Origin of the sequence: Maritalea mobilis (assembly GCF_004363175.1) — a bacterium.
GTDB lineage: Bacteria > Pseudomonadota > Alphaproteobacteria > Rhizobiales > Devosiaceae > Maritalea > Maritalea mobilis.
Map to the genome: position 1 here is coordinate 52623 of NZ_SNYR01000003.1, position 14486 is coordinate 67108.

Genomic DNA, 14486 nt, shown 5'->3' on the forward strand with positions numbered 1-14486 from the left:
CCCCAAGCACATTGCTGAATATGCTTGGGGTTCGCTCACGATAAACGCCGCGCAAAGTGCGACGTTTTGAATTTCAATTATGCCGCTGCCGGTTCTACCCGTGATGCAATCGCGCGGCGCAATGCCTGATAAGGCAGCAAGAGCGCAATAACAGCCAGCGCTTTCACCAACATGTCACCAACTGCCAAAGAGAAGTAAAGCGGTGTTTCTGGGCCAAAGCTGAGGAACGGCACTGGGAAGCCCAGCGAGCTATCTTCCATGCCAAACCAGCCATCGATAAACGCGAATGCAGGCGCCATGGCCAGTGAGAAGAACAGCAACGTATCAAACACTGATGCGATGCCTGAAGAAACAAGCGGCGCCTTCCACCACGCACCATTGCGCAAACGGTCAAAAATCGACACATCCAACAATTGCGCGGTCAGGAAGGCCGTGCCGGACGCAATGGCAATACGCGGAGTCGCCAAAAAGATCGACATCAACACCGCAATCGCAAAGCCGACAAACACGACAATGCGTGCTTTTTGCGGGCCGAAAAAGCGGTTGGTCAAATCTGTAACGAGAAATGCGAAAGGATAGGTAAAAGCACCCCAGGTTAGAATGTCAGCCAAATTAGCTGGCCCCAACTGGGCTTGAACCGGGAATTGAACGAGATAGTTCGACGCCGTTACCACAACGGCCATGGCTAAAATAGCCACAAATAGACGAGTGAGCACCATGTCATGCACCTCTATATTTCGTGGCTAAACCGGCAGGTGACCAGCGCCACATCCAACAAAAAGCACCGCGCAAAAAACTTTGCGCGGCACCAACGAAAATCTTCAAATTTTCAAGCAGCTCAAGCCGTAAGACTTAAGAGGCTTCAGCAAGTGCCTTGCGCACTTCTTTTTTCACGTTCAACGCGCGTGCTGACAATTCGGTGTCTTTTGCTTTCAGCAAATAGGCATCCAAACCACCACGGTGCTCAACGGTGCGCAATGCAGCAGCAGAAACTTTAAGTTTCACACCTTCACCCAGCGCTTCAGACATCAAAGTCACATTGCACAAGTTAGGCAAAAACTTGCGACGAGTGCGGTTAAGCGCGTGGCTCACATTATTGCCTGACATCACGCCTTTGCCAGAAAGTTCACAACGTCGTGCCATTTTACTCACATCCTGTTCGGTCAAAACCAACAAATCCGCCCCATGAGCGGCTTTTGTCGATCTCATATTAATGAAAAGTCGCGTCTAATTAGAGAACTTAGCCTCTTTAGTCAAGCACCTCAGTGCCAATTTGTCCCATTCTTGCCTTGAATCCACCCCGTTCACCGTTCAGTGTGAAGAAAAACTGATTCGATATGGCCAGTTGGCCATCCTATAGTTGAGGGAGCAAGGGCGAAACGTGGCCATTTTCGTATCGACCATGAAGCGTTTTTCCAAGCGTTTTGCAAGTAAATTTAGCGCGGCGTCTGCCGCTCTTTTTCTGGCCAGCACCGGCACTGCAACCGCCTTTGACGCAACTGCCAATTATGTGGTGACCCTGCGCGGCGTAAACATCTCCCAAGTGGCCATCGACTATCAGAATAATGGCGCAAGCTACGCTGTGAATATTGATGGCTTAGTGTCTGGCCTGGCAAGCCTTGTGGCGGCAGGCACGGCCGACCTCAATTCAAAAGGCAAAGTCACACCCAACGGCCTGCAAGCAGAACAGTTTTTGCTGTCCACCGCTGCCAACAACGAAACATTCGAAGTTCAGTTTCAGGCGCAAAATAGCAATGTGACCAGCTTTCAAGTGACTCCGGCGCTCACCGACAATGTGAACCGCGTGCCCGTAAAGCCAAGTCATCGCAAAGGGGTAAACGACCCCGTTGCTGCCTTTTTGATCAAAGCCAATGCGTTGTCACCTGAAATATGTAACCGCAACCTCGATATTTATACCGGCATTGAACGGTTCGATATTGATATGAGCTTTGCTGAAAACCAAACGGCAACATCACAACGCACCGGTTATCAAGGCCCGGTTGTGCTGTGCAAATTGCGCTATAAGCCAATCTCTGGCCATTTTAGCGACAGCGCCAGCACCACCTATATGAAGAACAATCAGCGCTTCCTCATTTGGTTTGCCCCGCTTGAAGATACTGGCTATGCGATTCCCTATCGCATCCTGATCGGCACCGCCTTTGGTGACCTCTCCATGGTGCTGACTCGTCTCAACGTAAATTAGAAAGTCATCCCGCAGTCCAACAGCGCGATTCCTTTATGCCGCCATTCCCAAAATGGAACGGCAATAGCTTTTTTGTAAATTTTTCCGCCAACATGCCTTATTTTCGGCGCGGGAAAAGTTAAGATCGCAATTAATTTCACCACCTTGCAGTTCACAGAAAAACAAGGCAGGTAAATAAAGTTACAATTTTAACCGTTCCTTCATCAATCTAAACGGAAAAAGCGAAAATTATGGTTAAGTTTTGATTAAAAATTCAAAATTTGTGGTAGGCGACTAACCGCCCTACTATATACGGTATAGAACGAAATCAGAATATGGACAAAAGCGCGATTCGGACCTTATTTGTTCTCACTTTGTACCAAGTGTAAATTCGGCCCGCAATTGTGACCAAACATGTTTCAATTTGAAACCAATCAAAAGCCCAGCTAAAGGCTTGTTTGAAATTGTTTGGCCCAAAGAACTTATGAACGCACCTCACCCCTTCATCCGCCCCGCCAAAGGCCCAAATCTGAAAGCCATTTTGGGACCTACCAACACGGGCAAAACCCATTATGCGATTGAACGCATGTTGGCGCACCGTTCAGGCATGATCGGCCTGCCTTTGCGGCTCTTGGCGCGGGAGATTTATCAAACCCTTTGCCATCGTGCGGGCAGCGAAGCGGTGGCCTTGGTTACGGGTGAAGAGCGCATCGTGCCGGACAAAGCACGCTATTGGGTGGCAACGGTCGAAGCTATGCCAACCGAGCTGAGCGTTGAATGTGTGGTGGTGGATGAAATCCAAACCGCCACCCATCTAGACCGCGGCCATGTATTCACCGACCGGATTTTGCACAGCCGCGGCACCCAAGAGACGCTGCTGTTGGGCGCGGGCACAATGGCCCCCATCATTTCTGCCTTGCTGCCTGATGTCGACATCATTATGCGCCCCCGATTCTCCAACTTGGATTATGTCGGCTCAAAAAAGATCACGCGCCAACCCCGCCGCTCGGCCATTGTCGCCTTTTCCGCCAATGAAGTTTACGCCATCGCAGAACTGATCCGCCGCCAGCGCGGCGGTGCCGCTGTGGTGATGGGCGCACTTAGCCCGCGCACCCGCAATGCGCAGGTCGATCTCTATGAAAATGGCGATGTGGACTTTCTTGTCGCCACAGATGCCATTGGCATGGGCCTTAATCTCGACATTCATCATGTGGCTTTTGCAGCCGATATGAAGTTTGACGGCAAGCAATTGCGTCACCTTACCCCAGCCGAGCTGGCCCAAATTGCCGGGCGCGCCGGACGACACAAGCGCGACGGCACATTCGGCATCACCGCTGGTATTGAACCGTTCAGCGACGAAGTGATCGAGCAATTGGAAACCCACCAATTTGCGCCCGTAAAAGTCTTGCAATGGCGATCTCGTGACTTTGATTTGCGCTCGCTTGAAGCGCTGCGCCGATCTTTAGAAGTACCCGCACAGCATAAATTGCTGACCAATATCCCCACCGCTAAGGACCAAATGGCCCTCGAATTTTTGCAGCGTCACCCCGAAATTGGCGAAGTAAAAGGCGTTGAGCAGACAAGTTTGGCGTGGGAATGTGCGCAAATTCCAGACTATCGCAGCATCTCTCCGGCCCAACATGGTGAGATAATTGCCACAATCTTTCAAAATCTTGGCACCAGAGGCTATATTTTTGAAGACTGGATGGACGAACAGGTCAGCTTTTGCGACAATAGCGTCGGTGATATTGACACATTGTCCAATCGTATTAAACAAATTCGAACTTGGACATTTGTCGCAAACCGTAAAAACTGGCTAAAAGATCCGACCTACTGGCGTGAAAAAACAAGTGAAATCGAAAACAATTTATCAGATGCGCTCCATGAGCGACTTACCCAAAGATTTGTCGATCGGCGCACCAGCGTCCTTCTGCGCCATTTAAGAGATAAGAGTATGACGACACCTGAAATTTCCCAAAGCGGCGACGTATCCCTTGAGGGCCATAAAATCGGATCTATCGAAGGCTTTCGCTTTAACCTCACCCCTGGCGAAGGTGGCGACGCAAAAAATTTGCGCACCGCTGCAGGCGTAGCCATTGCACCTGAAATCAAAAAGCGTGCTGAAAAAGTTGCAGATGCACCAAATGATGAATTCGTCTTGGCGACAGACGGTTTGATCCGTTGGCGCGGCGAAATCATTGCAGATCTTGCGCAAGGCGACGATCTGTTCCGCCCTCGCGCGGTGATTTTGGCTGATGAAAGCTTGAACGGCGCTGAACTAGAGGCCGTGCAAGAGCGTGTGACGTTGTGGCTTAAGCACCATGTGAACACATTGTTGGAGCCGCTGCTGCAAATGCGCGAGCCAACTGAACTGGATGGCACTGCCCGTGGCGTTGCCTATCAGATCGCTGAAAAACTTGGCGTGCTGCCACGGCAAGATGTTGCGCAAGAAGTCAAGGGCCTCGACCAAGATGTGCGTGGCGTAATGCGCAAAATGGGCGTGAAATTTGGCGCTTACCACATCTATGTGCCGCTTTCTCTTAAGCCCGCACCGCGCGAATTGGCGCTCATCTTGTGGGCCTTGCAACATGGCGGCGTGCGCCAACCCGGCGTTTCTGAACTGCCGCAAGTTATTCTTTCTGGCCGCACTTCAATTGATGTAGAGCCAAGCTTTGCCAAAGAATTGTATGAAATTGCTGGCTTTAAAGTGGTGGGCCAACGCGCTGTGCGCGTGGACATTTTGGAGCGTCTCGCAGATTTGATTCGCCCATTGATCAGCTTCGACCCAGCCCGCAATCAGGAAACTGAAGCACCTGAAGGCGCCGCGCCGGGCAACGGCTTCCGTGTTACGGTGGAAATGACATCGCTTTTGGGCTGCGCCGGTGAAGAATTCAGCTCTGTGCTGAAAAGCCTAGGCTATCGCGTCAATCGCACAAAGATTGAAGCAAAAGCTGAAGAGGCAACTGCTGACAGTGCTGAAACTGCTGCGGCAGAACCGCAAGCAGAAACTACGGCACCTGCAGAAGAAAATGCTGCACCAGAGCAGGCCGCAGAAGCTACCGAAGCCAATGCAGCCGAGGTGGCATCGGCAGAAGCTGAAGAACAGTTCGACGAAATTTGGTATCCCGGCGGGCGGAACAATAACCGCAAGCCAAACCATGCCAAGCAAGGGGCGAAGCGCCCGGCCAAGGGCCAAAAGCGCGGCAAGCCAAATCAAGGCAAAGGGCCAAATCGTCACGCCAACCAAAATCAACGCCCTGAGAAGAAGCAAAAGCCAATCGATCCCGATTCGCCTTTCGCCGCGTTGATGGCTCTCAAAAAACAATAAATGAACGCGCCAGCGGGCAAACAACGCATTGATAAATGGCTGTGGTTTGTCCGCTGCGTCAAAACGCGCACGCTCGCTCAAAAGCTGGTCAATGGTGGCCATGTGCGGGTGAACAAAGAACGCTGCAATGATTGCGCCTATAAGGTGAAAATCGGCGATGTACTTACCGTCACCCTGCCCCGACAAATCAAAATTTACCGTGTCGTACAATTGGGTGAAAAGCGCGGCTCAGCGCCCCAAGCTGCTGAACTCTATGAAGATTTAAGCCCACCGCCGCCACCCAAAACAGATGGTCCACGTCCATTACCACAAGCTGTGCGGGAAAAGGGAGCTGGCCGCCCCACCAAGAAAGAACGGCGCCAAACCCAGTCGCTTTTGGGCAAAGACGCGCTGTAATTTCGCAACCATTTTCTTTTCAACCCAAAAACAGTTCTGCTTTTTCAAAATTCACCAATCTTTGAAAAAGGAAACCCCGTTTCATGGCTTGCACTTTTTTGGAAAAGGCTTTAGCCAATAAGCCGAATGAAAAACCGGGTTAAACGGTCAAATAACAAAGTGGAATTGGCTACATGACTTACATCGTCACCGACAATTGCATCAAATGTAAATATATGGATTGTGTGGAAGTATGTCCCGTGGATTGCTTCTATGAAGGCGAAAACATGCTGGTCATCCATCCTGATGAATGTATTGACTGTGGCGTGTGCGAGCCTGAGTGCCCGGCAGAAGCAATTGTACCGGATACCGAGCCTGGCTTGGAAAGCTGGCTTGAGCTAAACACCAAATTTGCTGAAGTTTGGCCAAACATCACCGAGAAGCGCGAACCACCTGCGGACGCTGCTAAATTTGACGGTGAAAAAGGCAAGCTTGAGAAATACTTCTCAGAAGCACCTGGTGAAGGCGACTAAGCTTGGCTCTATTAGCCGCTCTTTTACTATAAAAAATTGCTAGACAAGTCCTAATGCCGCCAAAATTGATTCTGGCGGCATTTTGTGTTACATATAGATAACAGTCGCGTATTTATTCTAACCAGCCGTGCCGGAGGGCACGTTTTTTTTGCTTCACAAGGACAGGATTAACATTTCCTTAACCAATGAGAATTGGGTCCCATTCCTTGTGTCAGAATAAGTTAGCGATTTGGGGCGATAAAGCCAAACAAACGTGGGAAACGTTTGGGCGTCAACAGGAGTACCATTATATGGCAACTAAAAAATCAGTGCAGCGTCAAGGGTTTAAAACAGGTGAGTTCATTGTTTACCCTTCACACGGCGTTGGCCAGATTACCGGCATCGAGGAACAAGAAGTTGCAGGTCTTTCACTTGAGCTTTTTGTCATCAATTTTGAGCAGGATAAGTTGACCCTCCGTGTGCCACTTGCAAAGGTCAAAACCGTAGGCATGCGCAAATTGGCAGACGAAGAAACCGTAGAAAAAGCATTGACCACTGTAACAGGTCGCGCACGTGTTAAGCGCACCATGTGGAGCCGTCGCGCACAAGAATATGAAGCCAAGATCAATTCCGGCGATCTGATTTCTATTTCTGAAGTTGTGCGGGACCTTTTCCGTTCAGACGATCAGCCTGAGCAATCTTACTCAGAGCGTCAATTGTTTGAAGCAGCGATCGACCGTATGAGCCGTGAGATTGCTGCGGTAAACCGCATCACACTTACAGAAGCGGTGAAACTCATCCAAAAGAACCTCGCGAAAAGCCCACGTCGTGGCGCTAAATCAGACGAGGCTGGCGAAGAAGCTGCCGCATAAGGCACCAAAGCCAATTCCAGATCAAAGGCCGGAACCCCATGGGGTTGCGGCCTTTATCGTTCTGGCCTGATAATTTTGTACCCTTGCCCGGCAACCAATGGATCGCCAGGGTAAAGCCCGTTCAAAATCAAGAACAAATCATCACGCCGCTTCACACCTGCCATCATAGATGAAAGGTCGCGCGCCCGCTGCCCTTGCTTGGCGGTCACAATATCAATTTCAAAATTCTGGATCAGCTTGAGGTCTTCCCCGCGTGCACGGCGGAAACTATCAATGGTGCGCTCAAACTCTTGCTTAAAGGCTTTGCTGTCGCGCTCTGCGGCGAAGATAAAGCGATAAACGCGGTCCTCAAAACGCAAAGCAGCAATGCGGAAAAACCATTTTTCCGTTGTTGCTGTCGCGATCACCCGATCAACTCCATTTTGCTTTCCGGTGCGCACACTATCTTCATTAAGCCCAGCTACCCAGCCAGACCGCAAATAATCTTCAAGCGGCAAAGTGGCCGGCACCTCGGCACTATCAAATCGCAACGCAGTCCCGCTCTCCGCGACCGCGACCACAGAGGCATTGCCATTGCTCAATTGATAATTGTTTGGCACTTCAAACGTAAATTTCAGCGCAGGATAAATAAAACGTTGGCCGACAATTGTGCCATTTTCCGGGTTTGGGCCAAAAGCCAATCCGTCAATGGCACGCTGATAGCGTTCGCGTTCATTCTCCCCAATGCCCGGCGCGCCCAATTGACGGGCAGACTTCACCGCCTCTTCAATGCGCGATGGGGTGGAAGGGTGCGAAGACAAGAAATCGTCACCGCTTTTATCTCCTTCAGTGAACGCCGCAAAGCGACCCATCTGCGACAGGAACCGCGCCGCTGCATGCGGATCATATCCAGCAGCCCCAGCCACCAGCACGCCGGTGCGGTCCGCAGCAAGCTCTTGCGCTTGCGAGAATGCAGCAAGGGATAGTTTGGAGCGGGCCAATGATTGATCCGTATCTGGATCAGCGCCTAAAATGCCCGAAATCACACGGTCAACAATCTTGCTCGTCCGCTCACGGTTTGACCGTTCACGCGCATGACGCAAGGTTAAATGGGCAATTTCGTGCGACAACACAGCGGCAAGCTCGGCCTCATCGCTGGCGAGCGCCAAAATGCCACGTGTCACATAAATATAGCCACCCGGCAAGGCAAAGGCGTTCACCTCTGGTGAATCCAAAATCGTCACAGTCAGGCTCTGGTTCGGCTGTTCCGCCGCCACCAAAAGCTTACCCGCCATGCGCGCCAACATAATCTCAGCAGCGCGGTGGTTATAAACGCCACCATATGTAGCCACAATTTTTGGATGCTCACGCAGCCCGATCACGCTATCCCCGGGGTCAGCGCCAGCAGGCACACGATCGGCCGACCAATCGCCCAATTGCGATGTGCCTACTCCGTTGCCGGTAAAAACGCTCGTGCAGCCAGACAAAACACCAGCCAGCGCCACGGCAATAACAATGTGACGTCTCTTCATGTTCTCAACCTACTGCGCTGCCAATATCTCAATCTGCTCCGGATGCGTTACATCGATGCGCGGCCCATCATGGTCATCCACCCAACCCCGCACACGAATTAAGGCATTTGCGAGTTTTCTGGGATCAAAATCCGCCTTTTTAAAGGCACTTAGCGCCCCTCTTTGTATCACAACCGTAAAGTCAGTGTCCCAATCTCGACCAAAATTCAAATATACACGTCCACCGGAACTGCCAACATCAAAAACACGGCCTTCAACCAATTCGTACCGCCCAGCGAGCTTGACCAATTGGTTCGGCTTATCTGCCTGCCGAATTTGATAATATTCAAGTGCCCAAATGCCTTTTCGGTCCACACGCGCTTGTCGCTCAGCCGCATACAGCTCATCCAAACAATGCCGATTATCGTCAAAAGAATAGACGCGGGCCAACCCATTGGCGATCACCGCCTTTTGCGCCCACTGCTTCTTGTCACCATCAACAAACACGTGCCCTAAAATGCGCCCATGCCGATCCTTGCGGGTGCTGCCATAAAAGACCTGCACATCCTCGCCCAACGTAAAATCAGCCAGAAAATCTTTCGCTTCCGGCGCCAAAGGCCAAGTTTCAAAGCCGATGCGACCCAAGGGCAATTTTGGCGCTTGCATCCCAATCAGCCGCACCTTTTGGCTATTGTCCAAAATCAACGTATCCCCATCAGTGATTTCCACCACGCGCCCTTTTGGACCGGGTGTTAAGGTGTCACATGCGTAGGCTGACATGGCATAATTGGTCGCAAAGAAAAAACCTGCCACAAATATTGCTCCAAATTGCTTGGCAAACTTCATAAAATTCCACCCTGATACATCATTGGCGATGTTGCACTAAATTCGGGCGAAAATCATCCCCGCAAAGCGCTTTTATCTGTCACCAACATTAGATAAGTTGAGCCCGTGGTCCCGTAGCTCAGTAGGATAGAGCATCAGATTCCTAATCTGAGGGTCGCGCGTTCGAATCGCGCCGGGATCACCAGCTTCCCCAAACAATGGTGTTGCATAAATATAACGCGCGCCAACTATCCAAACACTTGCCATAATCCTTACAAAACATCATGTTGGTGTATTGCCATCCCATTGCGGGGGGCAGAACTTTAAACATTGCTGAAATCAGCAGATTTAGGAACCAACTTGATTAGAATTCTATATGTAAGCACAGCGATACCGAGCCTGACTGAAGCCGACATCTCACAGATTGTCGCCACGGCCACCGAACATAACGCAAAATTCGATATCACAGGCGCTCTGGCCTATAATGGCGTTAATTTCGCCCAAGTGCTTGAAGGGGCAGAAAGCCACCTTAATCAATTGATGACCAACATCAAAAATGATGAACGCCATTCAGGCGTGATTGAAATGGTGCGCAAGCCCATTGAAAAACGCGCCTTTGACGGCTGGCACATGAAACATATTGAAGGGCTTCAATTCGACGAGCTCGTTCACGCGATGAGTGCCTAGCGCGGCAAACAGCAAATTGTTCATTCAGAAATCATTTAGCCCCATTTGCTAGAATTGGTTATACTTAAAACCAAACTTGCGATGGGGCCAAATGATTAGACTTCTTTATGTCAGCACCGGATTGCCCAATCTGAACTACAAAGATGTGTCAGCAATTTTAGAGCATGCACAACTTAACAATAAGGCCCACAACATTACCGGTGCCCTTGCCTATAACGGCGAAAGCTTTGCCCAAGTGATTGAAGGCAAAGAGGCCGACATCAATCAACTGATGCGCAACATCAAATTGGATAGCCGCCACGCCAGCGTTGTTGAAATGATGCGCAAGCCCATCACCCAACGCGCTTATGCCGACTGGTCAATGAAGATGATCGAAAGCAAAGACTTTGACGAGCTGATCGCCGCAATGGCGCTCTAAACCGCTCAAACTTGCCCAACATTATTTAGGCGATCGATACCAAACCTAAAATCACCAGCAAGAACATCACCAACACGAAACCAATCAGAATTTTCGCGCCTGTCATCGCCAAGCCAGACAAGGTGCCAAGGCCCAAAAGACCCGCCACAGCTGCAACCACAAGCAAAATCAAAATCCATGAAAGCACATTTCTCTCCTATCGCTAGTTGCGGAGAAAATGCTCTCCGCTGTTCAAGGAGATAAAGGCGTTTCGGGCAAAATGGTTCCCAATGCCACTGGATGAATTAGCTAAGCGCCAATTCTGCACCCGCCAACCAAGGCTCCACATCGTCTAGCAAACCAATCAGGGCCAAGCCATGTGCAACAGACTGAAATTGATTGCCGTCAGCCAGTTTGTCGGGACCAAATCGATCAGCAAATAACTGCTTCACTGCTGGAATGAAGGACGAACCACCAGTAAGGAACACATGGTCAATATCTTCAATATTGATGTGTTCTCGATCAAACAATCCATCAACAGCCGCACCAATTTGGGCAAGATCTTTCTCGATCCATTGCTCAAATTCCTGCACCTGTATTTCACGATCAATTTGAATTTTGCCGAGCTTGATCTGCAGGTTCGCCGTTGGCTTCGACGATAACTCCGCCTTTGCGCCCGAAACGGCCCGATAAATATCAAAGCCGCGATCGTCCATGATGGTATCGATCAAAGCCTCAAGCTTATCCGGCGCAAGCGACGCGTTCCAAAGCTCTTCCAGCTCATTCATATTTTGCGGCGTTTTCAAAACCGCAAGCTGGTGCCATCGCGCAAAATTGGCGAAGTAATGTTTCGGAATTTCAAGGATTTTGTCGAATGACTTATATTGCGTACCTTTGCCCAGTTCTGGACAGATCACCGCGTCGATGATCCGATAGTCAAAACTATCCCCCGCAATGCCCACACCCGCATAACCAAGCGGATGCGCCACAACCTTGTCGCCATGCCGTTCAAACCGAATGATGGAAAAGTCACTGGTGCCACCGCCAAAATCGCCAACCAGAACCGTTGCATCCTTTTGCAAGCGCTTCGCATAAGAATAGGCCGCGCCAACCGGCTCATAAACATGCTTTGGCGTTGGAAAACCCGCTTTTTGATATCCCAACTCATAACGCTCCATCGCCAATTGATCATCAGGCGATGACCCCACAAACGCCACGGGGCGCCCCGAAATAAAGCTGGTGCCCATTTCGTCCAACCCGCTCGATGCACTTTTGCGCGCTGTTTGCAGGAAGGAGGCCAGCAAATCTTCAAACCGATATTTTTGACCAAACACCCGCGTTTCTTCAAACAAGCGACTGGCCGCATGGCTTTTGAATGATTGAATGAAGCGAATTTCCGACAGTGCCGACAAATAGGCTTTGATGGCCTCCAACCCGGCACTCACTTCCACATCAAATGAGCGTTCGCGTTCTATCTTTTGGAAACAAAGAACCGAGCGATAAACGTCCGACATTTGATCAGACATGCCGAATTGAACCGTTTCCACATCACCATTGTGATTGGCCCGGGCAATAACTGTGTTTGTTGTGCCAAAATCAACGCCATAGGAAAAATGCGCGCCCATATGCCCCTCCAAAAGAACGTGAAAAACCCAAGCCAAACACCCCGAAAGATGCGGTGGTTAAATCAACGACGTGTCAGAATTATAAAAATGCGGACGCGCTTCCTATCAGGCGGCACCTAGAATAGCAAGTCGGCGCGGCAAACTAAGCGCACTTGGCGCAGATACCGCGAATTTCAAGGCTGGTTTTGAGGGGGGTAAAATCGCGCTCTTTCGCCCAAAGATCGAGCCGCTTGCTCACTTCCTCATCCGAAAACTCCCAAACCTTGTTGCAGTTTTCACAAATGCCAAAAGCGATCAGTTCATTTTCATGACAATTGGGGTGGGCACAGGCCACAAAAGCATTCAAACTTTCAAGGCGATGGGCGAGACCCAATTCAGTGAGTTTATCCAGCGCGCGATAAATTTGCAGCGGCGCTTTCAGCCCCTTATCGCGCAATTTGTCTAAGAGATCATATGCGCTCATGGGCGTTTTGGATTTGCCCAATTGATTGAGCACCAAATCCTGGTTTTTGGTCAAATTTTGCTCAGTCATGTGGGGCCTCCGCAACTTTGTTTTTGGGGCCAAACAGATTTTTCGGCACCAAAGAAATCAGAAAAATGACCAATGCCGCCACCACAATAGAAGGGCCGGACGGTGTATCATAATAGAGCGAACCATATAGACCGCCAATCACCGCGACAACGCCCAAAATGGAGGCAAGCACAGCCATAATTTCTGGCGTAGCCGCAAAGCGGCGCGCGGTGGCGGCAGGAATGATCAAGAGAGCGGTGATCAATAAAATGCCAACAATCTTCATTGCAATGGCAATCAACAAGGCCAGCAACACCATCAGGATAAACCGCGTGCGCTGCGGCTTCATATTTTCTGCCTGAGCCAATTCCACATTCACCGTGGCCGCAATCAAAGGCCGCCAAAACCAGATGAGAATGCCTAAAACAACCGCGCCTAACCCATAGACCATTTGAATATCAGCTGTGGTCACCGCCAAGATATCACCAAACAGCAACGCCATCAGATCAATGCGCACACTGGTCATTAAGCTGACGATAACCAAGCCCAGCGCAAGCGTGGAATGAGACAGAATGCCCAACAGCGCATCTGCAGAGAGCGATTGGCGCTTTTCCAAAATCATCAGCGCAAACGACACCATTAACGCCACGGCGATAACGCCCACCATCAAATTAAGATTGAACACAAAACTCAACGCCACGCCCAGCAGGGCCGAATGGGCCATCGTGTCGCCGAAATAAGCCATGCGCCGCCACACGATAAAGCAGCCAAGAGGTCCGGTAACCAAGGCAAATCCAATGCCTCCAATCAATGCTCGCATAAAGAAATCATCAAAAATGCCCATTAGTGATGTTCCTTTTCATGGGATGTTTCATGCACATGTTCGCAATGACCATGAATGGTGCCATCCGCATGCATCACCCGCCCATCCGGCAGATGTGTATGGTCATGATCATGCTGATAAACCGCTAAACTTTGCGCTGCGCGCGCACCGAACAAGCGCTTATATTCGTCACTCTCTGCCACCAATTTCGGCGTACCGCGACAACAGACATGGCCGTTCAAACAAATCACCGTATCGGTTTGCGCCATCACCACATGCAGATCATGAGAGATCAGCAAAATTCCACAACCCGTTTCGTCGCGGATGGTTTTGATCAACTCATAAAGCGCGATCTCGCCGGCGAAATCCACGCCTTGCACAGGCTCATCCAGCACCAGCAAATCCGGCTGCATCAACAAAGCCCGCGCCAACAAAGCGCGCTGGGTTTCTCCGCCGGACAGCGATTGCATATTGGCCGATTTTAGATGCAAAATCCCAACCAGATCCAAAGCCCGCTCAATTTCAGCGTGTCTATGTTTCTTGGTCAAATTCATCATGCGTTTGACCGGAAGCGGCAATGTCCAGTCCAACGTAAATTTTTGCGGCACATAGCCAACTTGCAAATCGGGACGACGGGTCACCCGCCCTTCGGTTGGCTGCACCACGCCAAGAGCCGTTTTAACACTCGTGGATTTGCCCGAACCGTTTGGCCCAATCAGCGTAACGATTTCTTTCGGATGCACATCAAAGCTAACGCCGCGCACGAGCCACTTGCCGTCGCGATAAACGCCAACTTTGTCTAAACGCACCAGCGCCTCTTGCGCTTTGAATTGATCACCCACGATTTTCCACTCATTTA

At 50.4% G+C, this 14486-nt stretch carries 16 protein-coding genes and 1 tRNA gene; 8 read left to right on the plus strand and 9 right to left on the minus strand.

Features of this window, described 5'->3' with window-relative positions; all coding sequences use genetic code 11:
* Positions 1–77: 77 nt before the first annotated feature.
* Both ATL17_RS12855 and rpmB read right to left on the minus strand, forming a co-directional pair.
* Positions 78–719: a VUT family protein gene (locus ATL17_RS12855; RefSeq protein WP_133573238.1), complete on the minus strand. Its 642-nt coding sequence runs from the start codon at positions 717–719 to the stop codon at positions 78–80.
* Between the two features lie 133 nt (positions 720–852).
* On the minus strand, positions 853–1143 hold the full coding sequence (rpmB, locus tag ATL17_RS12860) for a 50S ribosomal protein L28 (RefSeq protein ID WP_133573239.1): 291 nt from the start codon (positions 1141–1143) through the stop codon (positions 853–855).
* A 238-nt stretch (positions 1144–1381) separates the two neighbouring features.
* Between rpmB and ATL17_RS12865 the strand changes: the two genes are divergently transcribed.
* From ATL17_RS12865 to ATL17_RS12885, 5 genes are all read left to right on the plus strand, one after another.
* Entirely contained in the window at positions 1382–2203 is an 822-nt protein-coding gene (locus ATL17_RS12865) for a DUF3108 domain-containing protein (protein ID WP_133573240.1), read from the plus strand.
* A gap of 463 nt (positions 2204–2666) precedes the next feature.
* Positions 2667–5510 carry a helicase-related protein gene (locus ATL17_RS12870; protein ID WP_133573241.1) on the plus strand — a complete coding sequence of 948 codons (2844 nt, stop codon included), beginning with the start codon at positions 2667–2669 and terminating at the stop codon, positions 5508–5510.
* The gene (locus tag ATL17_RS12875; protein ID WP_133573242.1) at positions 5511–5906 is read left to right on the plus strand and encodes an RNA-binding S4 domain-containing protein; all 396 of its coding nucleotides are present in this window, start codon (positions 5511–5513) and stop codon (positions 5904–5906) included.
* Between the two features lie 173 nt (positions 5907–6079).
* Positions 6080–6418, plus strand: coding sequence for a ferredoxin FdxA (fdxA, locus tag ATL17_RS12880; RefSeq protein ID WP_133573243.1), 339 nt, complete (start codon positions 6080–6082; stop codon positions 6416–6418).
* Positions 6419–6708: 290 nt separating this feature from the next.
* Positions 6709–7269 (plus strand): CarD family transcriptional regulator, encoded by a 561-nt coding sequence (locus tag ATL17_RS12885; protein WP_133573244.1) that lies wholly within the window; start codon positions 6709–6711, stop codon positions 7267–7269.
* A gap of 53 nt (positions 7270–7322) precedes the next feature.
* Here the strand turns inward: ATL17_RS12885 and ATL17_RS12890 are convergent, their stop codons facing one another.
* Together ATL17_RS12890 and ATL17_RS12895 are read right to left on the minus strand one after the other, a co-directional pair.
* Positions 7323–8780 carry a M48 family metalloprotease gene (locus ATL17_RS12890; protein ID WP_133573245.1) on the minus strand — a complete coding sequence of 486 codons (1458 nt, stop codon included), beginning with the start codon at positions 8778–8780 and terminating at the stop codon, positions 7323–7325.
* A gap of 9 nt (positions 8781–8789) precedes the next feature.
* Positions 8790–9572, minus strand: a complete 783-nt coding sequence (locus ATL17_RS12895) for a thermonuclease family protein (RefSeq protein WP_246028719.1) — start codon at positions 9570–9572, stop codon at positions 8790–8792.
* Positions 9573–9712: 140 nt separating this feature from the next.
* Between ATL17_RS12895 and ATL17_RS12900 the strand changes: the two genes are divergently transcribed.
* The 3 genes from ATL17_RS12900 (at position 9713) to ATL17_RS12910 (ending at position 10689) form a co-directional block, all read left to right on the plus strand.
* A tRNA-Arg gene (locus ATL17_RS12900) sits at positions 9713–9789 on the plus strand.
* Between the two features lie 155 nt (positions 9790–9944).
* Entirely contained in the window at positions 9945–10271 is a 327-nt protein-coding gene (locus tag ATL17_RS12905; RefSeq protein WP_166639036.1) for a BLUF domain-containing protein, read from the plus strand.
* A gap of 91 nt (positions 10272–10362) precedes the next feature.
* Entirely contained in the window at positions 10363–10689 is a 327-nt protein-coding gene (locus ATL17_RS12910) for a BLUF domain-containing protein (protein ID WP_133573247.1), read from the plus strand.
* A 25-nt stretch (positions 10690–10714) separates the two neighbouring features.
* On the opposite strand, the gene ATL17_RS12915 is transcribed toward ATL17_RS12910, so the two are convergent.
* From ATL17_RS12915 to ATL17_RS12935, 5 genes are all read right to left on the minus strand, one after another.
* A complete protein-coding gene (locus ATL17_RS12915; RefSeq protein ID WP_133573248.1) occupies positions 10715–10876 on the minus strand; it encodes a DUF1328 family protein in 162 nt (53 codons plus the stop codon).
* Positions 10877–10973: 97 nt separating this feature from the next.
* A complete protein-coding gene (locus ATL17_RS12920) occupies positions 10974–12293 on the minus strand; it encodes an Hsp70 family protein (RefSeq protein WP_133573249.1) in 1320 nt (439 codons plus the stop codon).
* A 142-nt stretch (positions 12294–12435) separates the two neighbouring features.
* Entirely contained in the window at positions 12436–12825 is a 390-nt protein-coding gene (locus tag ATL17_RS12925) for a Fur family transcriptional regulator (RefSeq protein ID WP_133573250.1), read from the minus strand.
* Complete coding sequence (gene znuB / locus ATL17_RS12930) at positions 12818–13648, minus strand: zinc ABC transporter permease subunit ZnuB (protein WP_208111208.1); 831 nt, start codon at positions 13646–13648, stop codon at positions 12818–12820. Before znuB ends, ATL17_RS12925 begins: the two co-directional genes overlap by 8 nt.
* Positions 13648–14469: an ATP-binding cassette domain-containing protein gene (locus ATL17_RS12935; protein ID WP_281275894.1), complete on the minus strand. Its 822-nt coding sequence runs from the start codon at positions 14467–14469 to the stop codon at positions 13648–13650. The genes znuB and ATL17_RS12935 overlap by 1 nt, the downstream gene beginning before the upstream one ends.
* Positions 14470–14486: the final 17 nt, after the last annotated feature.

Coding starts and splice junctions, on each gene's coding strand:
- ATL17_RS12855 (WP_133573238.1), bottom strand. CDS start 719: ATGGTGCTCACTCGTCTATTTGTGGCTATTTTAGCCATGGCCGTTGTG.
- rpmB (WP_133573239.1), bottom strand. CDS start 1,143: ATGGCACGACGTTGTGAACTTTCTGGCAAAGGCGTGATGTCAGGCAAT.
- ATL17_RS12870 (WP_133573241.1), top strand. CDS start 2,667: ATGAACGCACCTCACCCCTTCATCCGCCCCGCCAAAGGCCCAAATCTG.
- ATL17_RS12875 (WP_133573242.1), top strand. CDS start 5,511: ATGAACGCGCCAGCGGGCAAACAACGCATTGATAAATGGCTGTGGTTT.
- fdxA (WP_133573243.1), top strand. CDS start 6,080: ATGACTTACATCGTCACCGACAATTGCATCAAATGTAAATATATGGAT.
- ATL17_RS12885 (WP_133573244.1), top strand. CDS start 6,709: ATGGCAACTAAAAAATCAGTGCAGCGTCAAGGGTTTAAAACAGGTGAG.
- ATL17_RS12890 (WP_133573245.1), bottom strand. CDS start 8,780: ATGAAGAGACGTCACATTGTTATTGCCGTGGCGCTGGCTGGTGTTTTG.
- ATL17_RS12910 (WP_133573247.1), top strand. CDS start 10,363: ATGATTAGACTTCTTTATGTCAGCACCGGATTGCCCAATCTGAACTAC.
- ATL17_RS12920 (WP_133573249.1), bottom strand. CDS start 12,293: ATGGGCGCGCATTTTTCCTATGGCGTTGATTTTGGCACAACAAACACA.
- ATL17_RS12925 (WP_133573250.1), bottom strand. CDS start 12,825: ATGACTGAGCAAAATTTGACCAAAAACCAGGATTTGGTGCTCAATCAA.
- znuB (WP_208111208.1), bottom strand. CDS start 13,648: ATGGGCATTTTTGATGATTTCTTTATGCGAGCATTGATTGGAGGCATT.